Annotated in this window: 14 protein-coding genes; 1 reads left to right on the top strand and 13 read right to left on the bottom strand. The window is 47.1% G+C overall.

Annotated elements, in window-relative coordinates:
• Window positions 1-7 precede the first annotated feature (7 nt).
• The gene (hisG, locus tag QHH00_00715) at window positions 8-871 is read right to left on the bottom strand and encodes an ATP phosphoribosyltransferase (GenBank protein MDH7507906.1); all 864 of its coding nucleotides are present in this window, start codon (window positions 869-871) and stop codon (window positions 8-10) included.
• Between the two features lie 183 nt (window positions 872-1,054).
• The gene (locus QHH00_00710; protein ID MDH7507905.1) at window positions 1,055-1,870 is read right to left on the bottom strand and encodes a winged helix-turn-helix domain-containing protein; all 816 of its coding nucleotides are present in this window, start codon (window positions 1,868-1,870) and stop codon (window positions 1,055-1,057) included.
• Between the two features lie 69 nt (window positions 1,871-1,939).
• Here QHH00_00710 and QHH00_00705 point away from each other — a divergent pair, with 69 nt between their 5' ends.
• Window positions 1,940-2,350: a hypothetical protein gene (locus QHH00_00705; protein ID MDH7507904.1), complete on the top strand. Its 411-nt coding sequence runs from the start codon at window positions 1,940-1,942 to the stop codon at window positions 2,348-2,350.
• Window positions 2,351-2,473: 123 nt separating this feature from the next.
• Here QHH00_00705 and QHH00_00700 read toward each other — a convergent pair whose 3' ends face one another.
• From QHH00_00700 to QHH00_00650, 11 genes are all read right to left on the bottom strand, one after another.
• The gene (locus QHH00_00700) at window positions 2,474-3,208 is read right to left on the bottom strand and encodes a UPF0280 family protein (protein MDH7507903.1); all 735 of its coding nucleotides are present in this window, start codon (window positions 3,206-3,208) and stop codon (window positions 2,474-2,476) included.
• Window positions 3,202-3,609: an NIL domain-containing protein gene (locus QHH00_00695; GenBank protein ID MDH7507902.1), complete on the bottom strand. Its 408-nt coding sequence runs from the start codon at window positions 3,607-3,609 to the stop codon at window positions 3,202-3,204. Before QHH00_00695 ends, QHH00_00700 begins: the two co-directional genes overlap by 7 nt.
• Before the next feature lie 2 nt (window positions 3,610-3,611).
• Window positions 3,612-4,775, bottom strand: coding sequence for a homocysteine biosynthesis protein (locus tag QHH00_00690; GenBank protein ID MDH7507901.1), 1,164 nt, complete (start codon window positions 4,773-4,775; stop codon window positions 3,612-3,614).
• Window positions 4,776-4,847: 72 nt separating this feature from the next.
• Window positions 4,848-5,912: an aspartate-semialdehyde dehydrogenase gene (gene asd, locus QHH00_00685; GenBank protein MDH7507900.1), complete on the bottom strand. Its 1,065-nt coding sequence runs from the start codon at window positions 5,910-5,912 to the stop codon at window positions 4,848-4,850.
• Window positions 5,913-6,989, bottom strand: coding sequence for a prephenate dehydrogenase/arogenate dehydrogenase family protein (locus tag QHH00_00680; GenBank protein MDH7507899.1), 1,077 nt, complete (start codon window positions 6,987-6,989; stop codon window positions 5,913-5,915).
• Entirely contained in the window at window positions 6,982-8,058 is a 1,077-nt protein-coding gene (aroC, locus tag QHH00_00675) for a chorismate synthase (GenBank protein MDH7507898.1), read from the bottom strand. Before aroC ends, QHH00_00680 begins: the two co-directional genes overlap by 8 nt.
• Window positions 8,055-9,323 (bottom strand): 3-phosphoshikimate 1-carboxyvinyltransferase, encoded by a 1,269-nt coding sequence (aroA, locus tag QHH00_00670; protein MDH7507897.1) that lies wholly within the window; start codon window positions 9,321-9,323, stop codon window positions 8,055-8,057. The genes aroC and aroA overlap by 4 nt, the downstream gene beginning before the upstream one ends.
• Window positions 9,320-10,192 carry a shikimate kinase gene (locus tag QHH00_00665; GenBank protein MDH7507896.1) on the bottom strand — a complete coding sequence of 291 codons (873 nt, stop codon included), beginning with the start codon at window positions 10,190-10,192 and terminating at the stop codon, window positions 9,320-9,322. The genes aroA and QHH00_00665 overlap by 4 nt, the downstream gene beginning before the upstream one ends.
• Window positions 10,189-11,655: a shikimate dehydrogenase gene (gene aroE, locus QHH00_00660; protein ID MDH7507895.1), complete on the bottom strand. Its 1,467-nt coding sequence runs from the start codon at window positions 11,653-11,655 to the stop codon at window positions 10,189-10,191. The genes QHH00_00665 and aroE overlap by 4 nt, the downstream gene beginning before the upstream one ends.
• Entirely contained in the window at window positions 11,655-12,698 is a 1,044-nt protein-coding gene (locus QHH00_00655; GenBank protein ID MDH7507894.1) for a 3-dehydroquinate synthase II, read from the bottom strand. Before QHH00_00655 ends, aroE begins: the two co-directional genes overlap by 1 nt.
• Before the next feature lie 4 nt (window positions 12,699-12,702).
• Window positions 12,703-13,494, bottom strand: a complete 792-nt coding sequence (locus tag QHH00_00650; GenBank protein ID MDH7507893.1) for a 2-amino-3,7-dideoxy-D-threo-hept-6-ulosonate synthase — start codon at window positions 13,492-13,494, stop codon at window positions 12,703-12,705.
• Window positions 13,495-13,695: the final 201 nt, after the last annotated feature.

The following is a 13,695-nucleotide window of genomic DNA, read 5'->3' as shown; positions in this document are numbered from 1 at the left end:
ATTTCACCTACGGCACCATTCTATCGATTGGTACTATGAGAATACCAGTTGCTCCTAGTGATTTTAGCCGGATGACCGCATCGTAGACCTTGTCCTTATCGACTACGACGTGAATCGCTACTACATCATCTCGGCCCATGATATTCATGATCGTGGGTCCTGCAATGCCAGGAAGGAATTTCCTTACTTCATCAAGAGCTTTGACTGGCACGTCTGCCATCAAATATTTCTTGTTCTCTGCATCAGATACGCTCTTGATCGCCGCCGATAATTCATCGATTTGCTTCCTCTTTTTCTTTACACTCTCCTTATTGCCGATTAAAACTGCATTGGACTCTACAATAGTGGCAATTTCTTTGAGTCTGTGGGTCCTAAGGGTGGAGCCAGTTGAAACAAGATCGACGATAAGATCAGCGACGCCGATGTGCGGTGTAACCTCCGTCGCACCAGAAACAACCGAAATCTTAACGTTCTTACCCAATTTTGAGAAGAAACGTTGTGTTAAATTTGGAAACGATGTCGCAACGGTTGAATTCTCTTTGATTTCTTCGATTGTGTTGATATTGGTGTTTTCAGGTACAGCGACAACTAGCCTGCAGTGTCCATAATTAAGCTCTACGAGTGTGACAACATCGAGATCGGCTTCAAGGACAAGATCTTTTCCTGTGATACCAGCATCAACAACCCCCTGATGCACAAATCGGACAATGTCCTGAGCTCTCAGGAACATAACTTCGAGGTCTCTCTCCTTCACCGCAGCGAAAAGCTTTCGCTCAGACCCGTCCTCAATCTCAATGCCCGCCTGTTTCATGATCTGGATAGACCGCTCGCTCAGGCGTCCTTTATTCGGCAACGCGACCCGTAATGCCATATGTTCACCTGTAGCAATCTTCCCTCAATGTGGAATCACTATTTTAACAATATTATTTGAACGATCTAAAAGGAAGCGACAAAGGAAGCGACAAAAGAAGATACCGTCCGAATGTTTTTTTGTTTCGAATAGTGTCCCTCTCATTATTCCTTGATCGTATCAGTCAAATTCTTTTCAGATTTCCTAGTGCTTAATATTATTAGTTATTTGCAGTCCTTGATCTCGTAACATCCTTTTGAAATCCTGATGATTTTCAGATATTGAGAGAAGTTCCAGCATTTGCTTAATTCCTCTTAGCGCAGCGATGCCTTTTGTAGTGATGCGATAGACGTGCGTTCTCTTGTCTATATCTATGTATCTGCTATTTCTCAGTAGTTTCATGTGAAATTGCAAGTGTCCAGTTCTCAAGCCGAGGTGACGGCTTATTTCAGAAAATGTTCTCTGATTTGTCGAAAGGAGCTCCAGAATCCTGATTCGCCATGCATTTGAGAGGGGGCTTAAAATCGTTTCAACTTGCTCCGGGGAAAAACTTGATGGAGCGCACATTGTCTTGTTGCCATTAGTTCCAGCGCCCACGCGTGCTTTGAAAACATTGAATATCGCGATATAGCATTTAATTTGATGTAAGAAGTCAAGAGCAAACTTTGAACAATTGGGATCGAGACAGGGCGAAGATGTTCCCAAAATCATTGTCTCTATTTCTTCAATCAATGTGATTGCAGCATCGACGTTATCGCTCTGGAAAAGTTCGATTATCTCATTGACCACCTTCTCGATCTTTGTGATGCACTCGCTCTTCCTGGAACAGTTGGACGAAATGTCGAAGCGGCACATCTCTGTCTTCAATAATCTCTGACTTTCTTCGCTAAAAATCTGCTGAATTTGCTCGATGAAAGTGCTTTTGAAGTCGTCATACCGCGTGTGGAGGAGTGTTTCACTGAGCGTTTCGATTTCCTTTCTTAACGAATTCAGTTCTTTTAGTATCTGCTCGCTTTCCATTGGTATAGAAATGTATTAATTAATAAAACTTATATATTTCGAATTACACTCCTCTGAGAGGGTGAAAAAATGGTGCAAATCCCGGATGAAATAATGAAAATCATTAACGAGCCAACGACAGCCAAGATTCTAGGGACAAAGGATTCGAGAGGATCAGTCCATTTAATCCATGTAGGAAGTCTCATTGCGCCAGCTCCTGATACGCTCGCAGTCGGAGCGGTGCTTATGCAGAAAACGAGCAACAATCTACAAGAGATGAAAAAGAAAAATGAAACGGCCTCGATACTTCTCGTCAGCGGTATGAAATCATATGAAATCAAAGCGAGGGTTAAAGATTTCCTTACGTCTGGACAGTTAGTCAATGCGATGAATGAGCGACTTGCAAAGATGAATCTATCGGCGAGAGGCGTCTGGACTTTGGAACCTATCGAAATCTGGAATCAGAGTGCTTCTCAAGAAGCTGGGAAGCGCATCGTCTGAGCGCTTCCTTTCGCTCCCCCTTTTTAATTTTTTTGCGTTAATTTTTACATGAGAATCTTCAAGAGCGATGTTTTCATCCCAAAGCCAGAATCTATTTACTGATGCAAGTTATCAGTCAATCGTTTAATTGAACGCGAATTCAATTCTCGAAATTGCTTTTTCGGAGAAATCTGTCCTAATGAGCCTTGGTAGTTTGCCTTTGAGTGCCACTTTGTCTCCCACAATGACCATCGTCCCTTCAACTCCATTTATCGAGCAAACTTTGTCTAGTGCTGCTCGCACAATTTCCTCATCATCCGATTTAATGAGATTACCAAGAAGTGTCGCGCATGCGTCTGCAAGGGCCACATCTTCCGCAACAACTGTGGCGGCGTCAGAAATGCCAAATGAAATCGAGTGTCCTACCTTTCCTGAGGACGTGCAGATGCCAAAGATTCCTTCTCTCGGTTCGCATCTGAATCCGATCTTCCCTTTGTAATGATCGCCTGCGTAGATCCCGATTTCTACTGGCACTTTCAGTTTCATTGCAATGTCGCCGCCGTTGTCGACGATCGCGTGATCTGCGCCTTCAGCCACCATTGCCCTAACAGCTTCTTCTGCAATAATGCCCGCAACCGCCGCCATTGGTCCTACGCCAGCCCTTCTCGAAACTTCGCACATTCTCCTCACAATTGGAGGAGCAGACGAAGGCGGCTCATATGGTTCGAGCGTCACAAGGAAAAAAGGGTCCGAGAGCGCGAAGCGGATGATCTGTTCTCTTGAGTTAAAGATGGAGGCCTCTGCCGCAGGAATGAAACGCTCTTCTGCAATGATGTTAACGGCCGTCTCTCCGATTTCAAAATGTTTCTTTGTTACCATATCCGTAATTTCATTGCTCTCGGTGGGCAGGTATCGATGCAAAGGCCACATGCGATGCATCGATCTCCTTTGAAAAGCACTTTCCATGTCTGCTTGTCCATCTCAAACGCGTCGGCTGGACAAATCGAGAGGCAAGCGCCGCAATTAGTGCAACGATCTTCATCCCTGTTCACGTATTCGTTCAGTTCCCTAACCTCGACACCCGCATCCTTCAAAAAGGAAATTCCTTTGTTCATCTGCGAGGGTTTCCCCTCAACTTCGATTAGAAGCCTTCCACCTCTTTCGCTGACCTCGGCGCGCAGAATATTGACGAGGAGGTCGTATTCTTTGATCATCTTGTACGTAATTGGCTCGTTGACGATCGCAGGTGTGAAGCTCAGGAGGTATTTTTTCTTCACCATGATCACACCTCCTCTTTCGACCTGATGTCGAGCGGTTTGAACGATCGCTCCTCTGGCAATGGCTGAACTGGTCTAGAAATCAGGAATTCCCCTTCTTCAATCATCTTCTTCAACTTCTCCGCTATAACCCTTGCCTTGTAGTAGCTTGAGAGGGATGAAGTTCTCACTTTCTTTCCAAAGAGCTCGATCGACCCGCTCCTCAATTCCGCATAACTGACCTCTTTCAGCGGCTTTCTGTTCCTTGATTGAAGTGAATAATCAAGCACAGGCGCAAAGAGATCCTTGTCGCTGAGGGATGCAAATTTCATGACTTCCTGGTCCAAAATTGGAATCGGTACACCGATGCCAACAGCGAGGGAGACGCCATAACGGTGGAAATAAAGTGCCCTGATGAACTCTGTTGACATCTCTTTCATATCACCAATGACGGCAAGTGTCCTTCCAGGTCGCAACGGCACGCCATTTTTTGTCGGAACCGTGGTGTTGTATTGTGTGCCTTCCCATGCAACGAATCCTTTTGCCCCGCCAATGAAAATCCTTGTGCCTATTCCAATCGTCCTGCAGAGCGGATCTTTGAGCAATGGGGAAAGCTGCCCAGCACTGCTAAACGTCGCATTGCCATAGTTCGGCAGGAGCTTCCCCATATACGTGAAAAGAGTAGTGTCTGATGAATTCGTCGCGACTGCGTAGTTCTGATACGCATTCCTCGGGTTATAGAGATACGCCTGGTTGATCGTTTTCAGGGAGATGTATGTTTCAATGCTACGCCTAGGATAGCAATCCGTTCCGTAGGCAGTTGCCCTGAGGTAAACGGGTTTCCCCGCAATTAATTCCTCTATGACATGCGCGCCACCGTAATCCAGATCTCCGTTTTCCTTGAGTTCGGTTGCCCCGATATAAGCATCCACGGCGGCGAGTCCTGTATAAGCGGGAACGCCATTGAGCCACACCTTTTGCATCTTTATCGGAGGTTCTGAATGGCCGAAGTTGAGAAAAGCACCTGACGAGCACATAGCACCGAAAGTGCCTGTCGTGACCACATCGACTTCTTTCGTTGCACTTTCTAGCCCTTGACTTTCGACGACCTTAATGACCTCTTCTGCGGTCATCACCACGACGTCGCCTTTTTTAATTTTCTCATTGATTTCTTCGTAGGTTCTCGTCATTAAATCACCGCTTGGTCAGCGTAGATAAAATAGTGGTAACAATTGTTAAGATTTATACCTTTGTGCGCCTCATCAGAAAAGCATTTTCTTCGCATACGCGAGCTCGGCATTTGAAACTGATCCGCCTGCACCACCTCTTATGGTATTATGTGAGAGAATGAACATCTTGTAATAATTATTCTTTTTTCGAATCCTCCCGACCGTTACAACCATTCCTCTTGCTCTTCGAGGTTCTCCTGCATAAGCGTCCATCAACGGTTGAGGTCTGTCCATCTCCGTTCTTACGACAATGGGGACGCGCGGAATCGTTGGGAGGTTAAGTCGCTGTGCTTCACTCGTAAACCTTTCGAGGGCGTCCCTAAATTCCTCCAGTGTGGGACTCGTTTTCAACTTAAGTGTCACTGATTCCAGGTGACCGTCAATGACCGGCACTCTCGCACAGTTCGCGAGAACCTCGAAATCAGCGAATCTTACACCTTGATCTGTCAGTTTTCCGAGGAGTTTGAGGATTTCACTCTCCATCTTTTCCTCCTCGTTCTTGATAAAAGGGATAATGTTCCCGAGGATATCGAGTGAAGGAACGCCGGGGTAACCAGCGCCAGAAACGGCCTGGTAGGTGGAAACGACAACCAAATCTATACCGAATGCGTCATCGATTGCCTTGAGTGGAAGCGCAAGGCCAGTCGTCGAACAATTTGGATTTGTCACAATGTAGCCGCCATCTTTGTAGGTTTGCTGCCTCTCAATCAATGCGAGATGGTCCGGGTTGACTTCTGGAATCAAAAGGGGTACATCGTCCCTCATTCTATGAGAAGCGGCATTGGAGAAGACAGCAACTCCTTTCGATGCAAGGGACGCCTCATACTCCTTTGCGATATCGCTAGGCAGTCCACTAAACGCCAACCTCACATCTTTCGCGATTTTATCAACATCAATCTGCTCCACAACCATTTCGAGGGTCTCTTCTTTGAATGTATAGTCTTTCAGTTTTAACACTTCCGCAAGCTTCTTGCCCTCTGAGCGTTCTGAGGCGTATAGCCCCCTGATTTCGAAATATGGATGGTCCTCCAAAAGCTGAACAAACCGCTGGCCTATCATACCAGTCGCACCTAGCACGGCAACTTCGATTTTGTCCATTCACTCGCCTCCCAAAAATTTGCGTCCATTTTTCATGATATTGAGGAATGTAGTTCGATCCTCGTTCAATCCAGCTATTTTGATCTCTTCGAGTGATTGAATGAGTTGATCAATGACCGTGACATTGTATGGGTTAAAGTGCTGGATTTCAAAATAGAGATGAGCATTTTCATTTGCCACGTCTCTGCTTGTGGCTAACTGTTTTTCGAAAGTCGTTGATGCAACACTTTCTAGCATCTTCGCTTTGTATCCGCTTTTTTCAAGTGCGCTGATGAATGCGATGTTGATCGCATGACTCATGCCGAGTACATAAGCCATTAGCGGATCATGCTCATCTATCGGCATTCTGATAATTCTCGCAGTCGACCTTCCGATCAGATCAACGGCCGCCTCAACCGCTTCCCTTGAACCACAATCGCAGACAATAATATTCTTGTCCCAGATTGAACTTGTACTCGGCCCGAACATCGGATGAACGCTGCAAACAGCGTATCCCCTTTTCGCTGCGTCTTTGAGTGAATTGATGATCGGAGTTTTGATTGAGGCAATGTCGAAGATGACCCCCTTAGGTTCTCCAGCGATGATTTCCTTCAAGCAACTCTCAACCGTCGAGATCGGTGTCGCGATTATTACAAAATCTACATTTTGGACGATATCATCGATTCTCTCAACAGATGGAAATAGCTCGCTTTTGATCTTATCGTGAACGATGATACGGTGTCCTCTGGCGGCAAGATATTTAGAAAGCCATCTTCCCATCTTCCCTGCGCCACCGACAACGAGGACACTCGAAGACTTCTCGCTCCTGATCGCCTTGCACTGCGCCTCTATCGTTTCACCGATAAGAATGGAGGATAAATTTCGCGCTGAATTTTCGCTAATACCAATCTTCGAAGCCCAGTTAACGTATCTTGAAACGACCTTTTCTTCGATTTCTTCATTTCGCAAAGGTATTGCGTTCTGGAGCTTAATGCGCCCAATCTCCTTTCCCACTTCGATTCTCTCAGTTATGAGTTTCATAATACCATTGTCAATTTCTTCGATCCGCTGTCGGAGCTGGTCAAGTTGGTTAGTCAATGAAACCACCTCGCATGCACAGATCTGCTAGGGTAATTGCCGTTGCCGCTTCGACGACGGCAACCGCCCTCGGCACGACGCAGGGGTCATGTCTTCCTTCGATCTTTAGGGTTGCTGGCTCGAGCCTATCGATATCGATGCTCTGTTGTTTTTTCTTGATTGAGGATGTCGGCTTGAATGCCACTCTGAATACGAGCGGTGTTCCTACCGATAAACCTCCTAGAACGCCGCCAGAATTGTTTGACAGGGTCGAGATCCTGCCTTTTTCGATCACATAGGGATCGTTATGCTCCGAACCCCTCATCATCGCGGCTCTGAAGCCGGCTCCGAACTCGATCCCCCTGACGGCTGGGATTGCAAATATCATTTTTGCAAGCTCCCCCTCTAGAGTATCGAAGAACGGCTCGCCGACACCGACTGGGAGCCCGACGACAATACACTTAACAACGCCGCCCACGCTATCTCCATCTTCTTTTGCTTCCAGGATCTCTTTTTTCATTAAATCGGCGTATCTACTACTGGCTGCCCTGATAGAATTCTTCACGCGTTCGTTGAGAATGTCGTCAAAGGAGTGCTCATCATTATCAACAATCTTTCCAATAGATTGTGTGTATGCCGCGATACTTACATCGATCTGTCTGAGCAATATTTTTGCGATGGCACCAGCCGCGACAATTGCAACCGTCATTCGGCCTGAAAATTGGCCTCCCCCCCGAAGATCATGAAATCTTCCGTATTTCATCAGCGCAGGATAATCAGCATGCCCTGGTCTTGGTATTCTCCTGAAGATTTCGTATTTTGAGCTATCAGTATCCTTGTTCACTAGGGTCAGCGTAATCGGGGCACCTGTTGTAATTCCATTGATAATGCCAGAAAGGATTTGAACACTATCGTCTTCCGTTCTTGTTGTCCCAACTTCGGTGTCAGGTTTCCGCAATTCGAGCTCCTTCTGGATTGTCTCTTCGTCAATGCTTAGTCCTGGCGGACAACCATCAACTACACATCCGATGCAAGGTCCATGACTCGTTCCGAAAAGGGTGAGCCTGAAGAGGGTACCGATGGTGTTCATTCGATCAACTCCATTGAAGCGCCGAGGGCGCGCATGTCATTGATGAATGACGGATACGAGACCTCGTAGCACTTCCCGTCTGTAATGATCGTTTCACCGTCTGCGACAAGACCCGCTATGGCGGCTGCCATGAGAATCCTATGGTCGCTGTGAGAATTGATAACCGCACCGCGCAATTTGTTCGGTCCTCGTATCAGACAACCGTCCCTCCTCTCATCAATATGTGCTCCCATGGATCTGAGGAAACTCACAGTCGTGCTGATCCTGTCGCTTTCCTTCAGTCGGACGTGTTCAGCATTATAAAGATTCGTCTCTCCTTTTGCAACAGCCGCAAGTACGGAGACGATTGGGAACAGATCTGGTGAATTGGACATATCAATATCTATTCCTTTGAGTTCGCCGGCCGAAACGGTGACCTTTGAAGGTTGCCGTTCCACATATGCCCCGAACTGTTCAAGTATATCGAGGATCAACTTATCCCCTTGACGGTCCCCAAGGTCGAGGCCCGTAACTGTGACTGTACCAGCTAATGCACCTGCAACAAGTGGAAAAGCGGCAGAGGAATAATCGCCAGGTATCGTATAATCACAAGGCTTGTATTCCTGGTCCCCTGGGACGTGGAATCCCTCTCGTGATTCATAGCATTCGCCGCCGAACCTTTTCATCATCTCGATCGTGATCTCGACATACGGTCTGGACTTCAAGGGTGTCGTCAAGATAATATCAGTATCAACCTCCTTGAGCGGCGAAGAGATGAGCAGTGACGAAATGAATTGGGAACTCACATCCCCCCTGATATGTGCGACTTTTCCATGATTTGGCCCTCTGATGACGAGCGGTGCGCGACCATCGCCTCTCGTGGAGACGCAATAGACCCCCATCTCTGTTAACGCATCAATCAATGGCTGCATTGGTCTCTGGCGTATAGACTCGTCCCCTGTCAGTATGGTGATGCATGGTAATAGCGAAGCGACGCCAGCAATGAGTCTAATCGTTGTTCCCGAGTTCTCAACATCGATAACATCTTCAGGACATACGAATTCCCCGCCTTTCACCGTGCAAATATCGCCCGTAACAGTTACCTCAGCACCAAGTAGCTGGATCGCACGCAACGTCGCGATTGTATCGCCACTCAGCAGAACGCGCCTCAGCGTTGACGTGCCGTTAGCTAGTTGAGCAAGAACCATCGCTCTGTGCGTATAACTCTTTGAGGGCGATGACGGAATTGTGCCGTCAACCGTTGATGGCTTAACAAGAAGTTTCATCGCTGATCTCCCTTTTCCTGAGTATGCAGCTCTCCATTATAAATGTCGGTCACAATAAACTTCACATCTTCGAAATCCCCAAGAAAGTCATCAAGCTGTTCCTCCTCAATTAGAATAACAGTCGCTGGTCCCGTCCCAGACAAACCAGCGGCTTTCGCTCCCTTGCTTAATGCCCTGATCGCAATTTCTTGACCGATATTGAGTGCGGCGCCGTAAGCAAGTCCATTGAGAGTCATAGCTGTGAAATAATCACCAGCAAGCGCACGCTCATATGCGAGTTCCACGATATTTCTTATCGATCTGATACTATCGAGCGGCAGGCGGTTTTTTCTGATCTGAAAATCTGGTACATGGATCAGAACCTTCAAACCATCAGGCATCGAATCTCTTTTGATGATCGTCCCCTTGTTGTTGTCTGTGATCACAACTCCACCGTAAAAGGAAGCGCAGGCGTCGTCGAGTGCGCCTGTGATCGAAACGCCAGATTCAATTGCACATTTCGTTCCGATCTTAATCGCTTCGAGACTTTCGTACTCCGCCCCGATAGCCCTCAGTGTTGCGAAAATGACGGCATTAGCTGCCGCGCTACTGCTCTTCAGTCCCCTAGAGATCGGGATCTCAGACCTCGTTCTCACCTTCGCCCCAAGTCCCTTTCTAGGGAAGTAACGGGCGAGCACCGCTTCAACGCATTTTCTAATCAACGTTGTGTCCTCGTGCCCGAACCCCTCAATTTCCGCGACAACGCCATCCCCATGGACTATCTCCACTTCTGCCCATGTCTTTAGGCCGATGCCAAACGCCGCTCCTTTGCCCGTAGCGATCGCATTGACGATTGTCGCAGCTCCGTGAGCAAATGCCTCCCCTTTCATGTCAGTGCCTCCTGCGCAGCGGCCAACATGATCTCGTGTGGCGGGGTGACGCCTGTCCAAATCTCAAACGCTTTTTCAGCTTGGGCGATGAGCATCTCAAGACCAGATGAAATCGTAGCGCCACGCCGCTCGGCATCCTCAAGGAATTTGGTCTTGGGAGGATTGTAAATTGTATCGAAGACAAATTGACCCGGTGAGAAGACTTCTGTATTAACGGGTGTCGTATCTGGAAATCCTTTCATACCCAGCGGGGTGCAGTTGATGATGACATCGAATTTCCTTTGTCTCAATTCCGCCGTCTCAAGAAGTTGTATTTTATTCTCGAAGTCCTCGATCAATGCTTCTGCTCTTTCACGTGTCCTGTTCACAATATAAACCTTCGCTCCTTTTCCAAGGAGATATGCACAGCAAGCTCTCGCTGCGCCTCCAGCACCGATGATAAGGGTTTCTTTTCCTGAAGGATCAACTCCATTCTTCCTAAAGGTCATGTCAACGCCATAGAGATCAGTGTTATAGCCGATCAAAGTCCCATCCCTGTTGAGCACCGTGTTAACTGCGCCAGTCTGAGACGCACTACTGTCTATTTTATCGATGTAAGGAATGATATCTTCCTTGTGCGGGATCGTGACATTGAGCCCCCGGATCCCCAGATCGATGACAATGCTCACAAGATCCTCTAGTTCATCTTTTTTCGCGGGGAAGGTCAAATAACGTCCAGGGATTTTAAGAGCTCGAAATGCAGCATTGTGAAGTATTGGCGAAATACTGTGAGAAAGAGGGTAGCCAGTTATACCAGTAATTATGGGGTCGTCGCCGAGAAATCTCATTGTCTCGATATCGAGCTGACCTGGTGCCGTTTCTTTCCCTGGTTCAGCTGCAACATAGGTGAAAGTGCATCCGAGTTTGTGTGCGAGAATCCTCGTTATGGTTCCGAGTTCCCCCATCCCGATGATGATGAATTCATTTCCAGTTTCCTTGAAGCCTTCGGCCCCGTCAATGATAGATAATAGATCATGAATTGAGTTCACTTGGAACGCGACTTTAGCGATATCACTCCTCGCAGCATTTTTGACGAGGAGTTCTATCACCGTTGATGCATCTGGGGTGCCAGTAAAATCGTGCGTTGAGCAAATGATCTTCGTGTTTCGAATCGCGCCCCCAATCATTTTCATCAAGTTCGGATTGGATTCGATATCGATGACTTCAAATCCTGATTCTGCCGCCCGTACCATGAATTTCAGTTTTTCATCATCAGTACCCGTGAACTTTCCACCTTGGTCAACGGACCGTAGTGTGGCGATCTTAGGAACTGGTATCTCTTTGAACACATCGAGCTTCTGCGGCAAGGAATCCATAATGTCGAACCTAATCTCAATTAAATCTGGAGATTTCGTAAGAATATTCCTGGCGACGGCCATTGCATCTTCCAGGTTTTTTTCGGCGATAGAAACGCAAAGTCTCATCATCTCTCCACAATCGTTTCATTAATGGCGTGGCCAAAGTGTCTTCCGCCCTCATCAAGTTTTACCAGTACCTTCTGTCCTTCTTTCAAATCTGCCACAGAAACTGAACCATCTGGTGTGCAAAGCCGTATCGTTTCCGCGTTCTGAAGGATTGTTGTGTATTTCTTTCCGTTTGCATCAATCTCTACGAGGATGAGAGGTCTTCGCTCAATCTTGGCCCTACCAACAACGACCGTCCTACAGTTCCCGCTAGTGTCGACTGCGAGTAGCTCGTCACCGCTCGAGATTTCAGAAAGATACTTTGTCTTTCCATCAGGCCCGAGAATGTATGCATGTACTGCCCCAGCATTCACTCTGAAAGGTCTCGAAGCGACATACTCGCTTTCAAGGCTCTCTGAATGGACAAGGAAAAGGCAGGCGGATTGAGAGCCAACGAGCATACCCTCTCCTATTCTAAGTAATGAACAAGTATCAACACACACTCTGTCGCCCAAAGATAGCGGTACGATTCTGCTAACAGGTACTGCAGTCAACTTGATCGGTGGCAATTCCCTTGAGACAACGCCATGAAACTCCTTTAGGCTCCTGGGAGAATTTGGCTCAATGACAATGCCCGAAACGCCGACCTCGAGCGTCTCCGTAAACAATTTCGCTTCGTCTGGGCTTGATGTTGAAGCAAGGAGCTTCGTTTTCGACTTTTGAAATTCTGCAATGAGGTTCTCAAGTGGAATGATTTTCCAATCAAGAGTCTTGATGATAACGAATTCAATCTTGTCTTTCAATTCGCTTGCCTTCCTGAGGTCATCGGCCTTCTTGACTGTGAGAACGTGTCCAACGAGGGAATCATCGAGGAACACTTCGTCTCCCTTGAGGATGAAAGCATCAAACTTCCCTAGCTTCTTGAATTCTTTATCTTCTTCTCTGATGAGAATGTCCACAAACCCGCTCTCTAATGCCGTCGTTACTATTTTCTTTCTCTCTTCTCGAGATGATGCTTTTGCCGCACTAACCCAAATGATTCTTCCCTTTCGATCCCCAGGCATTTGATCACATCAGTATTCTCATCGCTTCTTCAACACTTGCATCTTCTAAAACGATTTTTGAAATTGCCTTTGTGATCCCGACGACGTCCCTGTGCTGGAAGACATTCCTGCCGATCGAAACGCCCTTCCCCCCAGCTTCTATTGAGTCTTTGACCATTTGGAGAAGCCTCTCGTCTGAATCCATTTTGGGGCCGCCCGCGATGACAACTGGCGCCAGAGCACCTTTGACGACTTCCTTGAATGAATCGATATCACCAGTGTAATTTGTCTTGATGACATCAGCCCCGAGTTCCGCCGCCACCCTTGCGCAGTGTTTTACCAAATCCACATCGAAAGAGTCCCTGATATTTTTTCCTCGGGGGTAAATCATCACGAGCAGGGGCATTCCCCATTCGTTACATTTTCTCGCGATCTCCCCAAAATCTCTTAGCATTTGGGACTCGGTGTTCGATCCAAGATTGATGTGAATCGAGACAGCATCGGCACCTAGTTTAATAGCTTCTTCAACGCTCGTTACGATGACTTTTTCATTTGGATCAGTGCCGAGATTTGTACTTGCAGAAAGGTGAACTATCAGTCCAATGTCGCGGCCAAACGAACGATGACCATACTGAACAATTCCTTTGTGAAGAACGACGGCTGTTGCACCGCCATCCGCTACCATGTCAATCGTTTTTTTCATATCAACCAATCCATCGATCGGGCCAAGTGAAATGCCATGATCCATCGGCACAATCACGGCCCTTCCTGTTTTTCTGTCCATGATTCGCTCCATGCGTATGCTCTTCCCAAGCACAATACCACCTCGGGCGGAGCGTGACAATACTTAGCACGCTTATAATTCTTTCTGTCATCCTTGCTCAACTAGCTAGTCTTGTAGGACTTACTAAGTATCGATCTCGGTGTACTCAAGTATTGAGAATTACGCCCACGACGACTGGAATGCTACCTAATCGATCAAAACTTGCATCAAGAAGGAATAGAGGCAAGTGAGGAA

The sequence above is a fragment of the Methanomassiliicoccales archaeon genome (assembly GCA_029907465.1).
In the GTDB taxonomy this organism is placed as follows: Archaea; Thermoplasmatota; Thermoplasmata; order Methanomassiliicoccales; family JACIVX01; genus JACIVX01.
The sequence above is the reverse complement of the archived record's forward strand: the minus strand, read 5'-3'. Positions and strand labels throughout refer to the sequence as shown.